Annotated in this window: 21 protein-coding genes; 11 read left to right on the top strand and 10 right to left on the bottom strand. The window is 63.7% G+C overall.

The features are described from left to right. Positions 1–95: 95 nt before the first annotated feature. Positions 96–611 (bottom strand): DUF1993 family protein, encoded by a 516-nt coding sequence (locus B9Z34_RS02965; RefSeq protein ID WP_108426593.1) that lies wholly within the window; start codon positions 609–611, stop codon positions 96–98. Between the two features lie 52 nt (positions 612–663). Further along, positions 664–1,398, bottom strand: coding sequence for a Crp/Fnr family transcriptional regulator (locus tag B9Z34_RS02960; protein WP_108426592.1), 735 nt, complete (start codon positions 1,396–1,398; stop codon positions 664–666). A gap of 141 nt (positions 1,399–1,539) precedes the next feature. On the opposite strand from B9Z34_RS02960, the gene B9Z34_RS02955 reads away from it, so the two are divergent. The 10 genes from B9Z34_RS02955 (at position 1,540) to B9Z34_RS02910 (ending at position 9,628) form a co-directional block, all read left to right on the top strand. Continuing rightward, positions 1,540–2,544 carry an ABC transporter substrate-binding protein gene (locus B9Z34_RS02955; protein ID WP_108426591.1) on the top strand — a complete coding sequence of 335 codons (1,005 nt, stop codon included), beginning with the start codon at positions 1,540–1,542 and terminating at the stop codon, positions 2,542–2,544. A gap of 33 nt (positions 2,545–2,577) precedes the next feature. Continuing rightward, complete coding sequence (locus tag B9Z34_RS02950) at positions 2,578–3,378, top strand: ABC transporter ATP-binding protein (RefSeq protein WP_108426590.1); 801 nt, start codon at positions 2,578–2,580, stop codon at positions 3,376–3,378. Further along, the gene (locus B9Z34_RS02945; RefSeq protein ID WP_108426589.1) at positions 3,368–4,123 is read left to right on the top strand and encodes an ABC transporter permease; all 756 of its coding nucleotides are present in this window, start codon (positions 3,368–3,370) and stop codon (positions 4,121–4,123) included. Before B9Z34_RS02950 ends, B9Z34_RS02945 begins: the two co-directional genes overlap by 11 nt. A 35-nt stretch (positions 4,124–4,158) precedes the next feature. Further along, positions 4,159–5,217: a TauD/TfdA family dioxygenase gene (locus B9Z34_RS02940; RefSeq protein ID WP_158268691.1), complete on the top strand. Its 1,059-nt coding sequence runs from the start codon at positions 4,159–4,161 to the stop codon at positions 5,215–5,217. Between the two features lie 19 nt (positions 5,218–5,236). After that, positions 5,237–6,742 (top strand): aldehyde dehydrogenase family protein, encoded by a 1,506-nt coding sequence (locus B9Z34_RS02935; RefSeq protein WP_108426587.1) that lies wholly within the window; start codon positions 5,237–5,239, stop codon positions 6,740–6,742. Positions 6,743–6,751: 9 nt separating this feature from the next. After that, positions 6,752–7,366 carry a BMC domain-containing protein gene (locus B9Z34_RS02930; RefSeq protein ID WP_108426586.1) on the top strand — a complete coding sequence of 205 codons (615 nt, stop codon included), beginning with the start codon at positions 6,752–6,754 and terminating at the stop codon, positions 7,364–7,366. Next, on the top strand, positions 7,363–8,328 hold the full coding sequence (locus B9Z34_RS02925) for a nuclear transport factor 2 family protein (RefSeq protein WP_108426585.1): 966 nt from the start codon (positions 7,363–7,365) through the stop codon (positions 8,326–8,328). The genes B9Z34_RS02930 and B9Z34_RS02925 overlap by 4 nt, the downstream gene beginning before the upstream one ends. Next, positions 8,325–8,594, top strand: coding sequence for a EutN/CcmL family microcompartment protein (locus B9Z34_RS02920; RefSeq protein ID WP_108426584.1), 270 nt, complete (start codon positions 8,325–8,327; stop codon positions 8,592–8,594). Before B9Z34_RS02925 ends, B9Z34_RS02920 begins: the two co-directional genes overlap by 4 nt. A 66-nt stretch (positions 8,595–8,660) precedes the next feature. After that, positions 8,661–8,933, top strand: coding sequence for a BMC domain-containing protein (locus B9Z34_RS02915; RefSeq protein WP_019427480.1), 273 nt, complete (start codon positions 8,661–8,663; stop codon positions 8,931–8,933). A gap of 29 nt (positions 8,934–8,962) precedes the next feature. After that, positions 8,963–9,628, top strand: coding sequence for a microcompartment protein (locus B9Z34_RS02910; protein ID WP_108426583.1), 666 nt, complete (start codon positions 8,963–8,965; stop codon positions 9,626–9,628). Between the two features lie 92 nt (positions 9,629–9,720). Here the strand turns inward: B9Z34_RS02910 and B9Z34_RS02905 are convergent, their stop codons facing one another. Next, positions 9,721–10,179: a RidA family protein gene (locus tag B9Z34_RS02905; RefSeq protein ID WP_108426582.1), complete on the bottom strand. Its 459-nt coding sequence runs from the start codon at positions 10,177–10,179 to the stop codon at positions 9,721–9,723. Between the two features lie 437 nt (positions 10,180–10,616). Here B9Z34_RS02905 and B9Z34_RS02900 point away from each other — a divergent pair, with 437 nt between their 5' ends. Beyond that, positions 10,617–13,187, top strand: coding sequence for a DNA internalization-related competence protein ComEC/Rec2 (locus tag B9Z34_RS02900; RefSeq protein WP_108426874.1), 2,571 nt, complete (start codon positions 10,617–10,619; stop codon positions 13,185–13,187). A 2-nt stretch (positions 13,188–13,189) separates the two neighbouring features. Here the strand turns inward: B9Z34_RS02900 and xth are convergent, their stop codons facing one another. The 7 genes from xth to B9Z34_RS02865 all read right to left on the bottom strand — a co-directional run bounded on the left by xth (position 13,190) and on the right by B9Z34_RS02865 (position 18,967). After that, complete coding sequence (gene xth, locus B9Z34_RS02895; RefSeq protein ID WP_108426581.1) at positions 13,190–13,972, bottom strand: exodeoxyribonuclease III; 783 nt, start codon at positions 13,970–13,972, stop codon at positions 13,190–13,192. An 86-nt stretch (positions 13,973–14,058) separates the two neighbouring features. Next, a complete protein-coding gene (locus tag B9Z34_RS02890; RefSeq protein WP_108426580.1) occupies positions 14,059–14,976 on the bottom strand; it encodes an SMP-30/gluconolactonase/LRE family protein in 918 nt (305 codons plus the stop codon). Between the two features lie 7 nt (positions 14,977–14,983). Continuing rightward, a complete protein-coding gene (locus tag B9Z34_RS02885) occupies positions 14,984–15,244 on the bottom strand; it encodes a hypothetical protein (protein ID WP_108426579.1) in 261 nt (86 codons plus the stop codon). 13 nt (positions 15,245–15,257) lie between these two features. Beyond that, positions 15,258–16,226 carry a tripartite tricarboxylate transporter substrate binding protein gene (locus B9Z34_RS02880; protein ID WP_108426578.1) on the bottom strand — a complete coding sequence of 323 codons (969 nt, stop codon included), beginning with the start codon at positions 16,224–16,226 and terminating at the stop codon, positions 15,258–15,260. 54 nt (positions 16,227–16,280) lie between these two features. Beyond that, a complete protein-coding gene (locus tag B9Z34_RS02875) occupies positions 16,281–17,348 on the bottom strand; it encodes a cyclase family protein (RefSeq protein ID WP_108426577.1) in 1,068 nt (355 codons plus the stop codon). Between the two features lie 12 nt (positions 17,349–17,360). Next, positions 17,361–18,290: an NAD(P)-dependent oxidoreductase gene (locus B9Z34_RS02870; RefSeq protein WP_108426576.1), complete on the bottom strand. Its 930-nt coding sequence runs from the start codon at positions 18,288–18,290 to the stop codon at positions 17,361–17,363. After that, complete coding sequence (locus B9Z34_RS02865; RefSeq protein WP_108426575.1) at positions 18,287–18,967, bottom strand: RraA family protein; 681 nt, start codon at positions 18,965–18,967, stop codon at positions 18,287–18,289. The genes B9Z34_RS02870 and B9Z34_RS02865 overlap by 4 nt, the downstream gene beginning before the upstream one ends. Between the last annotated feature and the right edge of the window lie 78 nt (positions 18,968–19,045).

Raw genomic sequence — 19,045 nt, 5'->3', positions numbered from 1 at the left:
TGGGGCTTTGGCGGCTTGTCCCTCTACTTGTCCACAGCTTTGGGCATGGGGTTTGGGACAGTTTGGATCGGGTGGCTGAGGGCCCCGGAACTTCTTCAGCCCTGCGCGCCCATCAGGTAGTCGACCTTGCCCACTTCCACTCCGTTGTGCCGCAGGATGGCGTAGGCCGTGGTGATGTGGAAATACATGTTGGGCAGCATCCAGTTGCACAGATAGGCCTGACCCGTCATGGTGCGGGTCTTGCCCGGGCCTGCCGGGAAGGTGATTTCCTTGTCCTCCGTGCCGTCCAGCGCCGAGGCAGGCACGGTGGCGATGAAGGCCAGCGTTTTCTGGATGCGTTCCTGCAGTTGCGCGAAGGTGGTCTCGTTGTCGTCGAATTTGGGCGCTTCCACGCCGGAAATGCGGGCCACGCCATTCTTGACCGCATCGCAGGCGATCAGCACCTGGCGCGTGAAGGGGAACATGTCGGGTGCGAGGCGGTAGGTGGTCAGCGCCGTAGGGTCGATTTTTTTGGCCTCAACAAATTGCTCGGCCTTGCTCAGGATGTGGTTCAGGTTGCTCAGCATGCGGGTGCACACGGGCAAGCTGGCGCTGGACATGGAAAGGGTCATGGAAGTCTCCGGTTGAAAAAGAGGTCAGTATGCGCTGCGCGTGTGGTCGATGTCATTGGCGCAGCAAAACAATGTTGCGATAGCCCAGGCGGATCAGGCCTTGGTCTTGGAAGTGGCGCAGTTGCTGGTTCACGCGCTGGCGCGAAGCCGATGCAGCTTGCGCCAGGTCGGTCTGGCTCACGCGCAGCATCACGCCGTCGGGAACTTTCACACTGTTGAATTTGGCGATGCGCTCCAGGGCGGCCCATACGCGTTGTTCCAGGCTGTGCATGCCTTGGTCCGCCAGGGTGTCAAACAACTGGTTGATGCGCAAACCCAGGATGCGCAACAGGTCCACGGCCACCACAGGATCGCGACTGATCAGGTCGATCAAGCGGGTCCGCTCAATGTGCAGCACCTGGCTGGGCCCTACCGACACGAGGTCGGCCGGGTAAGTGGTTTCAGCAAACACCGAGCTCAGGCCCGAAATTTCTCCGGGCAGCATCCAGCGCAGCAATTGCTCCTCGCCTTCGGGCGTGGTCACGCTCACACGCAAACGGCCTTTCATCAGCAGCAGGGCTGTCGAGGTGGGTTGGCCGCGGCTGAGCACGACTTGGCCATCACGCCATGGGCGCACCACCCCCACACTTTGCAGGGCTTGTGCAGAGCGTGTCGTGAGGGCCGAGTTTTCTGCCCAGGCCTGTGTGAAGACATCGGCGTCCAGTGCCTTGAACACCGCATGGCGCTTGGCCATCTGGCGTTTTGCTGTGGGCTTGGGTGCAGGTTTGGAGGAGGAGGGCGGGGCCATGTCGTCGCAGGAGTGTCTCGGATTATTTTGAGTGCTTTCCCCTAAATTGTCACATCAGAAACAATTCGAGTGTGTCACAGGGGCTTAAATCGTGCCAGTTGAACTTAAGAGCAAGTGCAACGTTCAAACAACGGAGACGACATGACCTTTTCAGCCCCCGCCTTCTTGCGCACCGCCATCGGTGCATTGGCCCTGACCCTGGGCACCACTGCCATGGCGCAGACCACCACCCTGCGCATCCAGGATTACCCTGGTCTTGGCAACATGATCACCCGCGTGGCTGCTGCCAACGGTTACTGCGAGAAAAACGGCATCAAGTGCGAGCTCAAGACCATCCCCGCAGGCCCCTTGGGCATCCAGACGCTGTTGGCCGGTGACATCGACATCGCTTTCGGTCCGTCTGAAGTGGTGATCCAGGCCGCCAACAAAGGCGCTGACCTCAAGATCATCGGCAACGCGGCACGCGATAACATCTTCTTTTTGATGGCCGGTGCCCACACCGAAACACCCAACGCCGCCAAAGGCTACCCCGCCGTGATGGCCGACCTCAAGGGCAAGAAAGTGGGTGTGACAGCCCGTGGCTCCGGCGCTGAATTCCAGTTACTCGACATGCTCAAGGGTGCTGGCATGTCCGGCAGCGATGTGACCATCGTGCCCGTGGGTGCCCCTAATACCGCCTTGCCCGCCATTGCCAACAAGCAAATCGACGCGGTGATGCTGTTCGCGCCCATGGATGGCTTCTGCTCGGCCATGAAGGTGTGCCGTGTGATCGTGGACCCGCGCAAGGGTGAAGGCCCAGAGGCCATCACCAAGCTCAACGGCGCTTCTGGCCCGATGACGGTGCGCGGTGACTTCGCACAAAAGAACGGTGCCGCGCTCGACGCTTTTGCCAAGGCCATGCGCGAGGCCGAGGCCTTTGCCCAGAACCCGGCCAACTTTGCGGCCGTGCTCAAGGTGATCAACGACACCTTCAAGATCGACGGCCCTGCCGGTGCCGCAGCGGTCGAAGCCTCCTTGCGCAACTCGATCAGCGGCGTGCGTTTTTCGCTCGACCCCAAAGCCTTGCAGCACGCGGCCGACTACCTGCACAACACCCAGCAGATCGACAAAAAGTTCGACACCAGCAAGATCTTGCAATTGCGCTGATTGCTGCAGCCACCGACCTGACCGACTGTTTGCATGAGTGGAGCACCTGAATTGAGCGCAACGTCTCTGGCCATCGCTGCCGATGGCGTGCACCTGAGCTTCGATGGCACCAAGCAGGTGCTGTCCGATGTGACGCTGCATGTCCGTCAAGGCGAGTTTGTTTCCCTGGTGGGTCCCAGCGGTTGTGGCAAAACCACGCTGCTGAACCTGGCCGCCGGGCTGGTGCCGCACACCGGCCAAGGCGGCTTGCAAGTCAATGGGCAAGCGCCGCGCCAGGGCAACCCGCAGGTCGGCTACATGCTGGCCCGCGACAGTCTCATGCCCTGGAAAACCGCTTTGGGCAACGCCATGTTCGGCATGGAAGTGCGCGGTGTGCCGCGTGCCCAAGCCGAAGAGCGCGCCCGCGCCATGCTGCAGGAAGTCGGTCTGGCCGGTTTTGAAAACGCTTTGCCCAAGGCCCTGTCGCACGGCATGCGCCAGCGCGTGGCCCTGGCGCGAACCTTCGCCATGGGCTCGCCCCTGCTCTTGATGGACGAGCCCTTTGGCGCGCTGGATGCGCAAACCAAGCTGCAACTCGAAGACCTGTTGCTGCGCCTGTGCCAGCAGCACCAACAGTCGGTGCTGTTTGTCACGCACGACCTGTCCGAGGCCGTGGCCGTGTCCGACCGGGTGGTGGTCATGACCTCGCGCCCCGGGCGCATCGTGGCCGACATCGCCATCGACCTGCCACGCCCGCGCTCGATCCGCGAGCTGCAAAAAGACCCGCATTTCCATGAGCTGTATGCGCAACTCTGGTCGCACCTGGAATCTGGCTGGAGCAAACATGAAGGCTGACACATTCCGCTGGGGCGCTGCCCACATCGTGTTCATCGCCGTGCTGCTGGCGCTGGGCGAGTGGCTCACCTTCAACCGCTGGCTGGACCCCACCTTTGTGGGTCAACCCAGCGGCGTCATCAAATTTTTGTGGAGCAACATCGCCACCGGCAAGCTCTGGACCGATCTGGGCTGGACCATGGCGGGCACGCTGATCTCGTTTGCCTTGGGCAGCTCGGCCGCCTTGGCTGTGGGCCTGCTGTTTGTGGCTTTCCCCAAGGTCGAGAAATTCCTCGACCCCTACTTCAACGCCATGAACGTGATGCCCCGCATTGCGCTGGCGCCGCTGTTCATCCTGTGGTTTGGTCTGGGCCTGGGCTCCAAGATCGCCGTCGGTTGCAGCCTGACCTTTTTCATCGTGCTGTCCAGCACGGTGGCCGGCATTCGCGGCGTGAGTCAGGACCACGTCACGCTGTGCAAGACGCTGGGTTCCAGCGCCGTGACCACCTTCTTCCAGGTGACTTTGCCCGGCGCGGTGCCGGTCATCTTCTCGGGCCTGCGCCTGGGCCTGATCTACGCCATGTTGGGCGTGATCGGGGCCGAAATCATCGCCTCGGAAAAAGGCCTGGGTCAGTCCCTGGCCTACCTGGGCTCCACCTTTGAAGTCAATGGCGTGATGGCGCTGCTGCTGGTGCTGGCCCTCCTGGGCGTGGCCGTGGTGCGCACCATGACCTGGCTCGAAAAACGTTTGCTGCACTGGCAATGAGCCGGGCTGTTTTGTCACATCAAGGAGATACAAGAATGAGCTTCCGTCACATCCAGGTCGACCCGTTGACCCCCACCATCGGCGGCATGATCAGCGGCGTGGACCTGAACAACACCCGCTCAGAGGACGTCTACGAAGAAATCAAGAAGGCGCTGTGGCAATACGGCGTGGTGTTCTTCCGCAAGCAGGCCCTGAAGCCCGAGTCCTACATCCGCCTGGGCCAGAACTTTGGCGAGATGGAGCAGCACGAGTTCTTCCCGCATGTAGAAGGCCACCCTCAAATCCAGCTGATTTCCAACCAGGGCCATGAAGCCCCCGAGACTGACCGCTGGCACACCGACGTGACCTTCCGCAAGAAACCCAACATGGTGTCCATCCTGCGCATCACCGACTTGCCCCCTTCGGGTGGTGACACCATGTGGATGCACGCGGGCGCCGCGTTCGATGCGCTCAACCCCGGCATGCAGCAGATGCTCGAAGGCCTGCAGGCCGACCACGATCTGCCCTGGCATTTCCGCCGCATCAACGTGCACGAGCGCCTGGCACAGCGCGCCTCGGCCAAGAGCGGCATGATGGTCACGGCCAATGCCCAAGAGTGCAAGATGATCGAGAACACGCCCACAGTGACGCACCCGGCCGTGATCACGCACCCCTACACCGGACGCAAGATCCTGTTCGTCAACTCGATCTGGACCAAGCGCCTGCTGGGCATGCACATGGACTTGTCCGAAGCCTTGCTGAACATGCTCTACGAGTGGATCAAGAAGCCCGAGTTCATGGTGCGCTTCCGCTGGGAAAAGGACTCGGTCGCCATGTGGGACAACTGCGCCACGCAGCACTACGCCGTGTTCGATTACGCCCCGCACTACCGCGCTGGTCAGCGCATGACCTGCGGCAGCTTTGTGCCCACCTACAACCCCGGTGCCGCCAGCAGCGCCGGCACAGGTGGCCAGCCCTCGGTGATGCGCCAATTGCTGGACACCACCCGCATGCAGGCGGCCAGTCCGCGTGAAAAGCAGGCGGTGGAAGCGATTTTCAGCGCGCTGGAAAGTGTGGACCTGAACGCCGTGGCCGCCGCAGCGCAACGCCGTTGAACCCGGGACGCCCTCTGACATGAGTTCAAGCAACCCCATCGACCTGGCCGACCACGACCTGGCCGCCTTGCAGGAGGCCCGCGACTTGCTGGGCCGCGCCCGGCAGGCCGCGGCCACGCTCGCGCAGTGGACCCCAGAAGAAGCCAAGCGCGTGGCCAAAGAAGTGGCTGCGGCCTTGCTGCCGCGTGCCGAGTTTTATGCCGAGTGGGCCGTGCGCGAAAGCCGCATTGGCAAAGTGGCCGACAAGATCGCCAAGAACCAGATCGCCTGCACCCTCACGCCCAACGCCTGGGACAAGGTGGCCCTGGGCGGCGTGCGCCGCAACGATGCCTTGCGCATCGTCGAGATTGGCCGCCCGGCCGGTGTGGTGGTGGGCTTGTCCAACTCCACCTCGCCGGTGGCCACCATCATCTTCAAGACCATCCTGTGCCTGATGACGCGCAATGCGCTGGTCATCTCGCCGCACCCGGTGGCTTTGGGCTGCTGCACCGCCGTGACAAATGAATTGCAGGCGGCCATTGAAAAAGCCGGCGGCCCGGCCCATGCGCTGCAGATCCTGACCCGCCCCACGGTCGAGGCCACAGGCGCGCTGATGCGCGACGCCCGCACCGACGTGATTTTGGCCACCGGCGGCACGCCCATGGTGCGTGCGGCTTATGGCTCGGGCAACCCCGCGATTGGCGTGGGCTCGGGCAATGTGCCGATTTATGTGGACGCCAGCGCCGACCTCGAAGCCGCTGCACAGACCATCGTCACCGCCAAGAACTTTGACCACGGCAGCCCCTGCTCGGCGCCTTCGGTGCTCATGCTGCACGCGGGCATCGCGGCACAGATGCAACAAGCCCTGGCCCGCCAGGGTGCGCATGTGTGCACCGAGGAAGAAGTACAAAAGATCCAGCACCACGCCTTTCCCGGCGGCAAGTTCAACGGCAAGGTGGTGGGCAGCCCCGCGTTTGAGATCGCCCAGGCCGCTGGTGTGCAGGTGCCGCGCGACTGCCAGGCGCTGGTTTGCCCCATCGCCAACCCGCAGCCGGGCCATGTGCTGCTGAAGGAAAAGCTCTCGCCCATTCTGGGCTGTGTGGTGGTGCCGGGCATGGACCAGGCCGTCGACGTGGCGCGCCTCATGCTGCAGCACAGCGGCGCAGGCCACACCTCGAGCATCCATACCGCCAGCGCCGAGCAAGCGGTGGTCTGGGGCGCAGCGCTCGACTACTACCGCGTGGTGGTCAACGGCTCCACGGTGCACGACAGCACGGGCGCCAACACCGGCTTGCCCTACACCTTCACCATCGGCACGGGGTATGCAGGCAAAAGCTCGGTGGACTGCAACGTCGGCCCCGAGCTGCTGGTCAACTGGAAGCGCGTCGCCTTTCCGCTGCCGGGTGGCTGGGCCGGGGCCATGGCCTCGGGTGCCGCACTGTCTTCGGGTGTGCCAGCGGCTGCAGGCCAGTTGTCCACCCTCACGCCTGAACTTCAGGCCACCGTCCTGCGCATCGTGCAGGAAGAACTCGAACACCTTCGCTGAAAGCCCCCCATGTCCACTTTGCGCAGTTACATTTTTCTGGACCGCTTGCAGCCTCAATTGATGTGTTTGCTGGGCTCCACCGCCCGTGGTTTTCTGCCGCGCCACAACGACGCCGCCATGGTGATCGAAGTCGCCCCCGGCATGGACATCGAGTGGCTGACCGACATCGCGCTCAAGCACGACAACGTCAAGCCCGGCAACCTGGTGGTCGAGCGTCAGTTCGGCTATCTGGAGTTCCACGGCCAGTCCTCCTCGTCCGTCAAGTCGGCGGGTGCGGCCGTGCTCGAAGCCATGGGTGTGAGCGAGAAAAGCGTGCTCAAGCCCGAAATCCTGGCCTCCAAAGTGATTGACCGGGTCGACGGCTACCACGCGTTTTTGATCAACCGCAGCAAATCGGGCAGCATGCTCTTGCCCGGCGAGTCGCTCTACATCATGGAGATGACCACCTCGTCGTATGCGCTGCTGGTGGCCAACGAGGCTGAGAAAGCCGCCAACGTGAAACTGATCGACTGCCGCTTCATGGGCCCAGCCGGTCGCCTGTACCTGTCGGGCAATGCCTCGGACGTGCGGGCCGCTGCGGCGGTGGCCGAGGCCGTGATTCGCGACGCCGGAGGTGCTGCATGAGCACAGACGCTTTGCGTGAGCAAATTCGCACGCAGGTGCGAAAGGCCTTGGGCGCTGCGTCCAGCCTGGCCCCGGCGGCTGACGCGTCCGTGGCGGCTTTGATGCGCCGCTTTGAAGCCGGTTACGAGACCGTGAGCGCCGAGGCCATCGTGGCCTGCTTTGCGCCCGATGTGGTCTGGATCCTGCCCGACTCACGCGTGCTCAACGGCCGCGAAGCCTGCCTGGCGTTTTTGAAAGAACGTTTTGCCAGCCCCACCGGCCCCAAGTTTTCTGATTCGCACATGCATGTGCTGGGCCAGACCGTGGTGCAGAACTACAAGGTGACCGTGCCGCTGCCCGGTGGCCAGACCGGCACTTACGACGGCACCGATGTGTACCAGATCCGCAATGGCCTGATCGCCCGCAAAGACGCTTACTGGAAGCAAGTGGGCATGCCCAAGCCTGCTGCTGCCCCTGCAGCGCTATCGACCCCAACTCAGGCCGCGGCGAGCTCCGCAGGCGTGGTGGTGCCCTTGCGTGTGGGCACGGCCGCGCAAGCCGCTGCGCTGACCGACCTGTTCAAGCGCCTGGCCGCCAGCCCCGCGCTGCTGCAAGCGGCGCAATCGGGTTTGCTGCGTTTTGACATGCGTGTGGATGAAGCGGCGGCGAAAGCCGTGGCGGCTTCTACGGGTTCATCCGGTGGTGCTTCGGCCATGGCCGCTACCACCGCCATCGACCCGGCCGCTTGCTGCCCTTCGTGCAAGGAAGGCAAAGCCTGCGAATGCAAGGGCGACACCTGCGAGCTGCATGACCACAAAGCGCAAGTCCCTGAACTCCAAGGCGTGATCGGCGAGAAGCTGCTCAAAACCTTGCCCGCCCATGTCAAAACTGTTCGCATCCACCCCAAGGCGGTCCTGACCCCTTTGGGCAAAGAAGCCCTGCGCAAGCGCGGCATCACCATTGACCGAGGAGCCACCCCATGAAAACAGGAACCGTGATCGGCCGCATCGTGGCCAGCAAGCGCCTGCCCGAATTGCCGCCCGGCGCTTTGCTGGAGGTCCAGCTGGACTACCCCAAGGACGTGGTCGTCTGCTTCGACCCGTTGGGCTGCGGCATCGGCGAGCGCGTGATGATCACCATCGGCGCCCCCGCTGCCTGGTGGTTCGCCCCGGCGCACCCGCGTGTGGTGGCCGATGCCCTGGTCATTGCCTCGCTCGACAACTACGACACCCCCACGCCGATGCGTTGACGCAGCGGTATTTTTTTCACCCTTTCCCTCAACCCTTTCTTTTTTTAACCCCTCAAGGAGACTCACATGTCACAAGCCATCGGAATGATCGAAACCAAAGGTTATGTTGCCGCCTTCGCTGCTGCTGACGCCATGGTCAAAGCTGCCAACGTCAACATCGTTGGCAAAAAAGAAGTGGGTGGCGGCCTGGTCGCCATCATCGTCTCGGGCGACGTGGGTGCCGTCAAGGCCGCCACCGAAGCCGGTGCAGAAGCCGCAGGCGCGATCGGTGAAGTGGTGTCCTGCCACGTCATCCCACGTCCCCACGCTGACGTGTCCAAAGCCTTCGACGGCAAGTGATCGACGGCTGTTGCAAATAAGGAGGCCGCATGGCCACAACTAAAAAAGCCGCAGCGCCAGCCAAGCCGGCCGCTGAGCTTCGGGTTTACCTGACGCTCACCGACCTGCAGCCCCAGTTCTCCTCGTGGATGAGTTCGCCCCTGGGCGCACGCGGCTACGTGGCGATGCAGGGCACGAATGCGCTGCTGGTCGAGATCGCCCCCGGGCTGTCCATCCAGCGCGTGATCGATCTGGCGCTCAAGGCCGAGCCCACCCTGGAGCCCGGCATTCTGGCGGTGGAGCGGCAGTTTGGCGTGCTGGAGTTGCACAGCAACGACAGCGCGGCGCTGCAGCGAGCAGGCCAGGTCATTCTGGCTTGGATGGGCGCCAAGGCCGAAGACCAGCTGCGCCCGCATCTGCTGTACAGCGACATTCTGGAAAACGTGACCGATCAGCACGCCGTGCTGATGAACCGGACGCGCCAAGCCAGCATGGTGCTGCCCGGCCAGAACATGCTGCTCATGGAAGTGGCCCCGGCGCTGTTCGGTGCCCACATGGCCAACGAAGCCGAAAAAGTCGCCCCCGACCTGACCCTGGTCGAGTGCAGCATGATCGGTGCCAGCGGCCGCATGTACCTCACGGGCAGCATGGCTTCGCTTGAAAAAGCCAAAGCCCATGTGGAGGCTTTGCTCTCGGAGATCCCGGGGCGCGGCTGATCTTCAAATCGCCAGTCACGCATCCCGAGTCCGGGAGTGGTAGGCCTTACCGTCAAAAAACCACGCCTTGCATCAGCTGGGCGTGGCTTTTTTTAGCCGATTTCGGCAATCAGTTCGATCTCGACGCAAGCGCCCATGGGGATTTGCGCGACACCAAAAGCGCTGCGGGCGTGGGCGCCTGCCTGTGCACCAAAAACCTGCCCCAGCAGTTCACTGCAGCCGTTGGTGACCAGGTGTTGCTCGGTGAAGTCACCGGTCGAGTTGACCAGGCTCATCGCTTTGACGATGCGTTTGACCTTGTTCAAGTCGCCCACGGCAGCGTGCAAGGTGCCCATCAGATCGATGGCCACGGCGCGAGCGGCTTGCTGGCCTTCGGCGGTGCTGATGTTCCTGCCCAGCTGGCCGACCCAGACTTTGCCGTCTTTTTTGGCAATGTGGCCCGACAGGAAGACCAGGTTGCCGGTCTGCACAAAGGGCACATAAGCCGCTGCGGGCACGGCCACAGGGGGCAGTTCGATGTTCAGGGATTTCAGGGTGTCGTAAACGCTCATGGTGGGTCTCTGGGCTGAAGGGATGGGTTCCCGTGGGTACGGGGGTGACAAAAATGAACCGGGATTGTCGCTCAATCCGAATCACGGACTGGGCGGCTCTTTACGGGCAGCTGCTCCTTTGACCAAATGCCTGCTCGCGATGACTTGCAGGCCAAGCGTGGCTGGGCGATGCGTATCGGTATATTGCAGCCAATGCAACAGGGGCGATACGCATGACAAACGGTGCGTGGACAGTTACAAACAGCCAGGCAGACGCCAGGTTTTAGGTCGAATTGCTCGGCGATGCGGCCTGCTTGAGCGGACACCCAGAACGTCGAAACGAGCGTTGGAATCACCAGCCAAATCAGGGAGGCTGACATGAAGCGATGCGGTTCATCCGGCAGGCATGGCCGGGTTGCGGCTTGGGGGTCTGTGTTGGGCCGGGCCGTCTGATGCGCATGGCTTGGGCGCGAGACTTGGGCTGGAGCTTGCTGGCTTGGTGCCTGGGGCTTGCGCTGCAGTTGCAACAAGCGGTCTTGTGGTCTTTGTCGGTCTATAGCGCCTGCATGGCTTTGGCCCTTGTCGGTGCATGGCTGCTGCGACGTGTCACCGTTTTTCAATCCGCGCACGCTGGGGTTCGCCAGGCCCTGTGGGGGCTGGTGTGGGCGACAGCGGCGTTTGGGCTGACGGGTTGGCAGGCCGGGACACGCGCTGGCGCTATGGCCCCAAAGCTGGAGGGCCAGGACCTCGATGTGGTGGGGGTGGTCCAGGCCATGCCGCAGCGGCAAGACCTGGGTTGGCGTTTTCGTTTTCGGCTCGAACAAGCCTGGCGGGTCGACAAGTCGGGCGCAAGGCATGCGCTGACCTTGGGGACGGAATTGCCGACTCAGGTGTATCTGGGGTGGTATGGGCAGGACGGGCTGCACGACAGCGGCTGGAATGTGTCGCCTCTGCCCGAGCCTGTGAAAGCTGGTGAACGCTGGCGTTTTCGCGTGCGCCTGAAAGCACCCCATGGGCACATGAATCCGCGAGGGTTTGATTACGAGTTGTGGCTGTGGGAGCAGGGTATTCGCGCCACAGGCTATGTGCGCTCAGGGGCCAAAGACCCGGCCCCACAGCGTTTGGCCCACACCGGGGCGCATCCGATCGAAGCCTGGCGTCAATCGGTCCGTGACCGCTTGCTGAGTCAGGAAACCCTGGCGGGCGGCGATGCGGCAGCGGCCCAGCGGGCGGGTGTGGTGGCGGCCTTGGTCACGGGCGACCAAGCGGCCATTGAGCGCGCAGACTGGGATGTATTTCGGGCGACAGGCGTGGCGCACCTGATGAGCATCTCGGGCCTGCATGTGACCATGTTCGCTTGGCTGGCTGGGGGTCTGGTGGCTTGGGGCTGGCGCAGATCCGCGCTTTGGGGCTTCAACGGAGCTTTGCGTTGGCCTGCGGTGCATGTGGGGGCTTTGGCGGGCTGGGCGCTGGCCGGGTTTTATGCGCTGTTCAGCGGCTGGGGTGTGCCCGCACAGCGCACCTTGTGGATGCTGGGGGGCGTGTTGCTGCTGAAGATGTCGGCGCGTCATTGGCATGGCGGGCTGATCTGGTTGTCGGCCGGTACGCTGGTGCTGACCTTGGACCCTTGGGCCATGCTGCAGCCGGGATTTTGGTTGAGCTTTGTCGCGGTGGGGGTGCTCATGGCATCGGGCCGATCAGAGCCTGCACCAAGGCAGCCCGCAGGGACACAGTCCAGTTCGGACCCGCTGCAGGGGCAGGCGCAACTTGCCCCGCAGCCCCGCTTGGGTGGCTTGCTTTCCGTGTGGCACGGCCTCATGCGTTTGGTGCGCGAGCAGGCCATCGTCACACTGGCGCTGGCACCTTTGACCTTGCTGTTTTTTGGCCAGGTCTCGCTGGTGGGTTTGTTGGCCAATTTGTGGGCGATTCCCTGGGTGACCTTGGTGGTCACGCCGCTGGCCATGTTGGGTCTGTTAGGGTCGGGCTTTGCGGTGTTGGCGGCTTGGGCGCTGCAGCCGCTCATCAGCGGCTTGGGCTGGTTGGCCACCTGGCCGATGGCCAGCGTGTCCACGGCCATGCCGTCCTGGGGGCTGGGTGCGTTGGCGCTCTTGGGCGCTTGGGGGCTGGTGCTCAAGCTGCCTTGGTCGTGGAAGCTGCTGTGCTTGCCCTTGCTGTGGCCCGTGTTGTGGGGCGAATCACCGCGCCCTGAAGCCGGTCATTTCGAATTGCTGGCGGCCGACGTGGGCCAGGGCAACGCGGTGCTGGTGCGCACCGCGACCCACAGCCTGCTGTACGACGCGGGGCCGCGCTATTCAGCCGAAAGCGATGCGGGCCACCGGGTGCTGGTGCCCTTGTTGGCGCAAATGGGCGAGCGCATCAACACCTTGATGCTCAGCCACCGTGACAGCGACCACACCGGAGGCGCAGCAGCGGTGCTGGCCATGCAGCCGCAGGCCGCGTTGTGGTCTTCTTTGGAAGATGCGCATCCCTTGCACGCCCTGCGCCCGGGCTGGGTGCGCTGCCAGGCTGGGCAGTCGTGGGTGTGGGATGGGGTGCGGTTCGAGGTGCTGCACCCTGCGGTTCCCCCCAATGCACCAGGTCGAACACCGAGACCCAATGAAGTCAGTTGCGTTTTGCGCATTGGCAACGGCAAGGCCTCGGTGTTGTTGGCAGGTGATATCGAGGCGGCGCAAGAGCAAGCGCTGTTGCAGGCGGGGTCACCGTCTGCAGGGGCATCGGACCTGGCCCCGGTCGATGTGCTCTTGGTGCCGCACCATGGCAGCCAAACCTCGTCGAGCACCGCGTTTTTGCAGGCGCTGCAGCCCCGGTTCGCACTGGTGCAGGCCGGCTACCGCAACCGATTCGGCCACCCCGCTGCATCGGTGGTGTCGCGCTACCAGGCGCAGGGCATTGCCTTGGTCGAGTCCAGCCGATGCGGCGCGGCGACTTGGCGCAGCGACGTTCCGGATGAGGTGCACTGCGAGCGGGTGCGCACGCAACGTTACTGGCACCATGTGATGGTGCCTTGAGATCAAGCCCCCAAGGTCAACACCACAGGGGTGTGGTCGCTGGGGCGCTCGTTTTTGCGCGGGGCGCGGTCGATCACACAAGCGCTGGCGCGGCCCTTGAGGGCCTGCGAAATCAGGATGTGGTCGATGCGCAGGCCCCGGTTGCGGCGGAAGGCGAACTCTCGGTAATCCCACCAGCTGTAGCTTTTTTCGGGCTGCTCAAACAGGCGGAAGCTGTCCGTCAGGCCCAGGCCGATCAGGGCCTGAAGCTTTTCGCGTTCGGCATCGGTGCAGTGGATGGTGCCCGCCAAGCCCACCGGGTCCCACATGTCCAGTTCGTCAAAAGTGATGTTGTAATCACCCAGCAGCACCAGTTGAGGGTGTTTTTGCAGCTCACTGCCTACCCAGTCGCGCAGCGCGTCGAGCCAGCGCATCTTGTAGACAAATTTGTCGCTGTCCGGTGCCTGTCCATTCGGGAAATACGCGCCAATCACCCGCAGCTGACCCCCTGCGCCATCGGGGTAGGTGGCGGCGATCACACGCGACATCTCGTCTTCAAAGCCAGGGATGTTTTTGACCACATCCGCGCCTTCGGCTTTGGAGATCAGCGCCACGCCGTTGTAGGTTTTCTGGCCGAACCACTGGGCCTGGTAACCCGCTTCGGCAAAGGCCGCGGCCGGGAATTTGTCGTCGGTCAGCTTGAGTTCCTGCAGGGCCAGCACATCGGTCGGGTTGGCGGCCAGCCAGTCGAGCACCTGGGGCAGGCGCACGGACAGGGAGTTGACGTTCCAGGTGGCAATTTTCATGAGATCGAGCGAAAAGCTTCAGCAGATAAAGCTGTATTTTCCGCGAATTGAAAACCGCCCCCGTGTGGCAGGCTTTGCCACCTCTATCAGCGGCTGTGCAGTCGGGTGCCCGCTGCCGACATGTCGGCCTTGAGGATGCGACCGTGGGTGGAGTCGGTGCAGTAAAGCGTTTTGCGCTCGGTGCCGCCAAAAGCCAGGTTGGTGATCGACGCGCCGCTGGGGCCCATCAGCACTTCCTCCGGCTCGGCACGCGGACCCAAGATCCAGACATAGGCCAGCCCAGGGTTGGCGATCAGCAATCGACCTCTCTCGTCCATGGCCAAGCCGTCCGGGCCGCTGGGGCCATAGGACGTGAAAAATTGCCCCGCTTTGGACACGCTGCCGTCGGCCAGCAGTGGCATGCGCCAGACGCAGTTGCCACGTGTGGCGGCCACAAACAAGAAGCGCTCGTCATTGGACAGCACGATGCCATTGGGGCTGGGCACGTTGGAGAGCAGCATGTCCAGCCGCCCGTCGGGTGCGAGGCGGTAGACGCGGCCTGTGGGGTCGTGCAGACCGGTCTGGCCCTGGTCAGTGAAGTACAGGTTGCCTTTGGAGTCAAACACCAGATCGTTGACCCCTTTGAAGCGCTCGCTGTTGCGCCGCTCCAGGAAAGGCCGCACCTGGCCGCTCTGGATGTCCAGCACTACCAAGCCATTGCGGTAGTCGGTGACCAGCAGCTGTCCGGCGTTCAGAAACTTCATGCCGTTGGGCTCGCCGTCCCACTGGGCCACCAGGTCCCATTCACCTTGAGGGGTGATGCGGAAAACGCGACCGAAAGGAATGTCGGTCACGTACAGGTCGCCCTGCGTGTCGAAGACCGGCCCTTCGAGGAAGGAGTCGGCCAATCGACCGCCCTGGTTCACGTCAGCCCAAAGGCTGCGCACCCCGGTGCGGCGGTACTTTTCAGGCATGGAACTGAACAGTTCCAGGGGGCGAACGGTGGGGGGGTTGAGCAGGAACATGGTGGGCTTATTCTGCCTTGAGGTCGAATGCACGGGCCAGCTGGGTGTAAGCCTTGGCGCTGCGGTCCATGTCGGTACCCAAAGCACCCCCGCAGCTGTGCTGCGGCTCCATGCCCAGGCCTTGCAACTTGGCCACGGTGGCGGGCTGTTCGGTGAACTGGCCGAAGACTTTTTCCAGCGCCTGCAACAGGCCATACCTGGCACCTGCCGTTGTCATGCCCAGCAGCGCATCGGCCGCCAGGCGGTGGAAAACTCGCAGTGTGGTCATGCGCTAGCTGCCTTCACTCTTTTTTGATGCCTGCGGCCTTGACCGTGGCGACCCAGCGACCTGATTCGGCGGTCAGGTATTTGCGGAAGTCTTCGGGGGAAGAGGCGACGATGCGCGAGCCCAGGCTGTCAAATTTAGCCTTGATCTCGGGCGTCGCCAGCACCTCTCGCAAGGCCGCATTCAGGCGGTTGACGATGTCGGCAGGGGTACCGCGCGGCAGGAAAATGCCGTTCCATTCGTAGGACTCGTAAGGCTTGCCGATCACTTCGGCCACGGTGGGCACGTCGGGGAACAGCGGGTTACGCTGGGCCGAGGTGATGGCCAAGGCCTTCACGGTGCCGCTCTTCACATGGCCACTGATGGCAGGCAGGTTGAAAAAGCCCATGTCCACCTCACCGGCAATGGTGCCAGTGATCGCCAGGCCGCCACTCTTGTAAGGGATGTGCAGCATGTTCACACCGGCAGCCTGGTTCATCAGCTCCGGGGCCATGTACTGCACCGTGCCTTGGCCGCCCGAGGCGAAATTCAGCTTGCCAGGTGCTGCCTTGCCTGCTTTGATCAAATCTGCCGCTGTGGCGTAAGGTGAGGTCTTGGGCACGGTCATCAGCATGGGCGTCACACCCACCTGGGTGACCGGGATCAGGTCCTTCTCGGCGTCGTAGGGGAGCTTTTGAAGATGGGGGTTGATCGAAAACGGGGTGGCGTCGTACAGCACCGTGAAGCCATCGGGCGAAGCCTGGGCCACGGCTTGCGCGCCAATGATGCCGCTCGCGCCGGCCTTGTTGACCACCACGACCGAGGTGCCGAGTTTGGGCCCCAGGTGTTGGGCGATTAGACGGGCCAGAGCGTCAGCGGTGCCGCCGGGTGCGTAGGGCACGACCATGCTGACGGTTTTGCCACCGGGCCAGGCGGCCAAGGCGGCGGGGGCTGCCACGGACAGGGCGACGGCGGACAGGAATGCGTTGAGTGTTCTGCGTTTCATGGTTGTCTTCCTCTTGAGTGTTGATGGTTTGGAACGGGGGACTTGAGGTGTGGTTTAAACGGTCGCGATGGGGGTCACGGGAGATCCCGCAGCACCGGGCAGGCGCAGCGGTGGGGCAGTGAGCAAAAAGCGCGAACGGCCTGCGTTGCGCAGCCAATGGGCCAACGGCGTTAACCACCAGAGTTCGCCCAGGTGGATGCCGTTCTTGAACAGGCAGTGCTCGTGCAACGGCAGGCGTGGCCCGCGCAGCGGGGTGCTGCGCATGAGCGACGGGCCAGCCACCAGCTCGACGGCCGGGTTGTCGGCCATCAGGCAGGCCAGGCGCGTGTCGGTGATCCAGTTGAGCAGACGGGCATCCGAGCCGTCCAGGCCGCTGCCTGTTTCGTGCAGATGTTTCACATCGGGCTGCTTGCGCATGGCCAGCAGCGTGTCGGCAAAACCGGTATGCAGGCAAACCATGTCGCCCTCTTCGATGTCGATGCGGTCTGCTTCGAGGATGCGCATCAGCTGCTCGTAACTCACGGCCACGTGCTGGCGGCCGATGTGCTTGTCCAGGTCGATGAGCACGCCCCGACCTTGTGCGCCGTGCACGGCCAGATTGGCCACGCCCAAAGCGCCCGCGTCCGGGTCGGGGTAGCGCGCCCAGTCTTGCGGGGCTTGCGCATCGGTGTGGCCGGGGTGCAGGTCAGTGCCCGCCCGAAAGCCGTTGTAGAACACGGCCTCGGCTTCGCCGTCACCGTCGGCATCGAAGCGGCTGCCGATGTGCGCCAGGCTGTCCCACTGGGTCGAGTACTGGGTGTTCATCAGCATGACTTCGTCGCAAACGACATCGGTCAGATTCGGGTCTTCGCTGGCATACGACCAACAAAAGCCCTGCACACCTGCGCTCGCGCCATCGCGCAGCGTGCCGTAAAGCCGGGGCGGCAGGCGGCGCGCATTGAGCGCCATGCCGCCGGGCACGTCCAGCGGCAGCGAGAGGCAAAACGTCAGCCCCTCGCGCACTTCGGCCATGCCCTGGCGCACCTTGGCGGGTGTGACCAGGTTCATGCGGCCCAGGCGGTCGTCAGGCCCGAACTCGCCCCAGTGGCTGCCGGGGGGTGAATGTTTCCAGCGCTGCGTCATGACGGGAGCCTGTCAGGCCGCAGCGGGCTGGGCCAACACGTCCAGCACATTGCGCGCTGCACCCACACCCATGTTGATGTAGGCATCGCCCGTCACCCCGCCGATGTGCGGGCTCAGCAGGATGTGGGGCGCGTTGTGGAAGATGTGCGGCGCGGTCATGGGCTCGACCGCAAAGCTGTCCAGCCCTGCGGCAAATACCTGGCGCGACTGCACGGCGGCCAGCAGGTCGGCTTCGTTGACCAGTCCACCCCGGGCGGTGTTGACCACGATCACGCCCTTTTTGCACTGGGCCAGCGTTTGGGCGTTGACCATGCCACGGTTCTCGGGTGTCAGCGGGCAGTGCAGCGAAATCGCATCCGACTCTCGCCAGATCGTCTCGAGGTCCACCGCCTGGATGTAGTCGGGCAGGTTCTTGGCGAACGGGTCGAAGCCGATCACCCTCATGCCCATGGCGTCGCACATGCGGGCAAAGCGCTGGCCGATCGCGCCCAGACCCACCAGGCCGATGGTGCGGCCGTGCAGTTCGATGCTCTTGTGCGTGGCCTTGTCCCAGTGGCCAGCGTGCATGCGCTCGTTGAGTGAGACCACCGACTTGGCGCAGGCCAGCAGCAGGGCCAGGGCCTGTTCGGCCACGGCGGCAGCGTTGGCCCCGATGGCGGCGCGCACTTCGATGCCGCGTGCCTGGGCAGCAGCCTTGTCGATGGTGTCGGTGCCGCTGCCGTGCTTGGAGATCACGCGCAGCGAGGGCGCGGCGTCCATCACCTTGGCGCCCACGGCGCCGTAGCGCACGATGAAGGCGACGGGGTCATGCTGCTGGCACAAGGCCACCAGCTGCTCTTCGGTCGGGGTCTTGCCCGCGTAGACGATCTCGAAATCGCCGAGCAGGTCCAGGGCTTGCTGCGCCAGATCGGCGCCGGTCACAATGAGGGCGGGGCGGCTCACAGGTTTTCTCCGTCCTTGAGCACACCTGCAGCGCGCAGCGAGGGCACCAGCCAGGAGGCGGCGGTTTGATCTTCCTTGATCTGGGCGATGCGCTTGGCTTCGTCTTCGACCTTCTTGTGGGCGGCCGGGATCAGGCTGGCGAGTTTGTCTTTTTCGACCACCACGATGCCGTCGGCATCGGCCAGCACGAAGTCACCGGCGTTCACGCTCACGCCACCGCACTGGATGGGGTGACCGATGCGCCCGCCAATGTTCTTGGTCGGGCCGTTGGGGTTGGTGCCCACCGAGAAGACCGGGAAGTCCATCTCGTCGATCTCCAGGCTGTCGCGCACCGCGCCGTCGACGATCACGCCGGCAATGCCCAGCTGGCGGCAGGCCGTCATCATGATGGTGCCCATCAGGGCGGAGGTCTGGTCGCCCTTGCCGTCGATCACCAGCACATCACCCGGCTTGGCCATGGCGATGGCGGCGTGGATCATCAGGTTGTCACCGGGGCGCACTTCGACCGTCAGGGCCGGGCCTGCGACCTTCATGCGCGGGCGAAGGGCCTGGATGCGGCCGTGCATGGCGCCGCGGCGACCCGCCACGTCAGCCAGGATGGCGGCTTGAAAGTCAGCGGCCTGCTTGACCAGCTCGGGGGAAACGCGTTCAAAGTCGCGGAGGATGTCTTGGCTCATGAGGATGTTGTCCTTGTGGAAATGGGTTCGGGAAAAAGAGCCGGCGGCACCGGCACAAGGCATGCGGTGGCTTGTGGA

Origin of the sequence: Limnohabitans sp. Hippo3, from assembly GCF_003063665.1 — a bacterium.
Lineage (GTDB): Bacteria > Pseudomonadota > Gammaproteobacteria > Burkholderiales > Burkholderiaceae_C > Limnohabitans_A.
This window is presented reverse-complemented; position numbering and strand designations above follow the sequence as displayed.